Here is a 2,161-nt window from a genome sequence, read left to right on the forward strand (position 1 = left end):
GGCCCATGGCGAACCGGCTTATGGCGGCAGAGGGCAATTGCGGACGCGGACCATTAACGGCCGCCGGCCGTGGCCGCCGCAGGCGACGGACGCCAATGCCGGTATGCCGGTGCGGCAGGCGGTGTGCGGCGGGGCCGGTTTTGCCCCCCGGTTCGCTGGCGCGTCTGCTGCGCGCGTCAGTCTTCCAGCGTATCGCCGGCGGGCGGGCGTGATCGTGTCCGCTCATCGCCGCTGCCGTGGCTCTGCGCCTTGCGGCGGCGCAGGTTGGCGCGCAGCGCTTCGGCCAGCCGGGCTTCGCGGCGCAGGCGCCCGGCCTCCCGCTCGCTGGCGGCACGCACGCGGCTGTCGCCGGCCTTGCCGGCATCGTCCTCTGCCATGATCGGTCCGGATGGGGCGGTCTGGCCCCTCTCCCTGTTGTTGGCTGCGCCCGAGATTTAGCGCGGGCCGGCGGGAATGCAAGCCGGCGGCCGCCGCCGTGCAGCGGGCCGGGCGGGCGCCGCCGGGCCCGTTCATCCGCCGCAGGAGTGAGGCGGCCGTGCCACGCTGCGGCCGCATTCCGGGCTGCGAGGGCCGCGCGCGCGCAGAATCATTTGCGTCCTGCGTGCGAACGCCGTTCATTGCGCTGGATCAACTGCGCCGTTTATGACGCGCGGGCCGCGTGCCCGCCAGTCGGGCGGTGCGGCAGAATTGGCCGTCGTCCTGCCGGCCGGATCGTCTCACCGCGCGCCTTCGGGCGCGGAAGCGGTGCCGGCGGCCGGCCGAAGCTTGGCGTTGCGCCGCTGTGGCAGACTTACGCATTGCACCGTAATGCGGCCTCTGCCAATGACAGTCAGACTGGGTCTGTGCGCCCGCCGTCGCTGCCATGTCGGAAACTGGGACATGTCCGGCAGCACCCGGGTGGCACCGCTGAAATGGGATTGCGGCCTGCATCCTGCAAGGGGCGGAGAGGCCGGCTGCCGGCGCGGTGACGACCGCGGCCGGCCGCGCAGAAGGCTTTGAGTGAATGAACAGGTTTGTTCGCATGAGAGGTGATCGATGAATCCGGGCTGGAGCCTCCTCTCGCAAGCGGCGAAAGTTGCGCGCGAGCCGCTGGGCGATGAAAAATCGCTTCGGCGCAAGGCGTTGCGCGCCGTCTCTTCCACCGCGGCGTTAACGGCGCTCACCCTGCTGGGTGGTTGCCAGTGGGCCATCCTTGACCCCAAGGGGCCGATCGGCGAGCAGGAGAAGAACCTCATCCTCATCGCCACGGCGCTGATGCTGCTGGTGGTGGTGCCGGTCATCGTCATGACGATCGCCTTTGCGTGGCGCTATCGCGCCAGCAACACCAAGGCGACCTACAAGCCGGACTGGGAACACTCCACCGCCATCGAGGTGGTGGTGTGGGGCATTCCGGTGGTCATCATCGTCGCGCTGGCCGGCCTGACCTGGCACTATACCCACAAGCTCGATCCCTATCAGGCGATCAAGTCCGACACGCCCGCCCTCAACGTCGAGGTGGTGGCGCTGGACTGGAAGTGGCTGTTCATCTATCCCGATCAGGGCGTTGCCTCCGTTAACGAAGTCGCTTTCCCGGTGAATACGCCGGTGAACTTCAAGGTGACCTCGGATTCGGTGATGAACTCGTTCTTCATTCCCGATCTCGGCAGCCAGATCTATGCCATGGCCGGTATGCAGACCAAGGTGTCGCTGCTGGCCGATCAGACCGGCACGTTCCGCGGCATTTCGGCCAACTACTCCGGCGCCGGCTTTGCCAAGATGTCGTTCAAGGCGCTGTCGCTCTCCGATGCCGACTTCGCCAAGTGGGTCGACAACGCCCGCGCAGCGACCGCCGCTCTCGACGACGGCAGCTATCTGGCGCTGTCGAAGCCGAGCGAAGGCGTTCCGGTGGCCTATTACGGCTCGGTGACCCCGGACCTCTACACCAAGATCCTCGACATGTGCGTCGACGCTGCGAAGTGCACCGTCGATCCGAAGAAGCTTGCAGCGCTGCTGCCGCTCAGCGCCGATGATCCCCTGTGCACGCCTGAGAACCCGAAGGGCCTCTGATCGATGTTCGGTAAACTCACACTTGAGTCCATCCCCTACCACGAGCCGATTATCGTGGTGGCGGGAACGGGCATGGTCGGCGGCGCCATTCTGGTGCTGGCCGCGCTCACCTATT

General features: G+C 67.2%; 2 protein-coding genes. One reads left to right on the top strand and one right to left on the bottom strand.

Features of this window, described 5'->3' with window-relative positions:
- Window positions 1-176 precede the first annotated feature (176 nt).
- Complete coding sequence (locus tag V7067_RS16675) at window positions 177-377, bottom strand: hypothetical protein (RefSeq protein WP_334177017.1); 201 nt, start codon at window positions 375-377, stop codon at window positions 177-179.
- Window positions 378-1,035: 658 nt separating this feature from the next.
- Between V7067_RS16675 and cyoA the strand changes: the two genes are divergently transcribed.
- Window positions 1,036-2,046: a ubiquinol oxidase subunit II gene (cyoA, locus tag V7067_RS16680; protein ID WP_334177018.1), complete on the top strand. Its 1,011-nt coding sequence runs from the start codon at window positions 1,036-1,038 to the stop codon at window positions 2,044-2,046.
- The last annotated feature ends 115 nt before the right edge of the window (window positions 2,047-2,161 follow it).

The sequence above is a fragment of the Pseudoxanthobacter sp. genome, assembly GCF_036822375.1.
GTDB lineage: Bacteria > Pseudomonadota > Alphaproteobacteria > Rhizobiales > Segnochrobactraceae > Pseudoxanthobacter.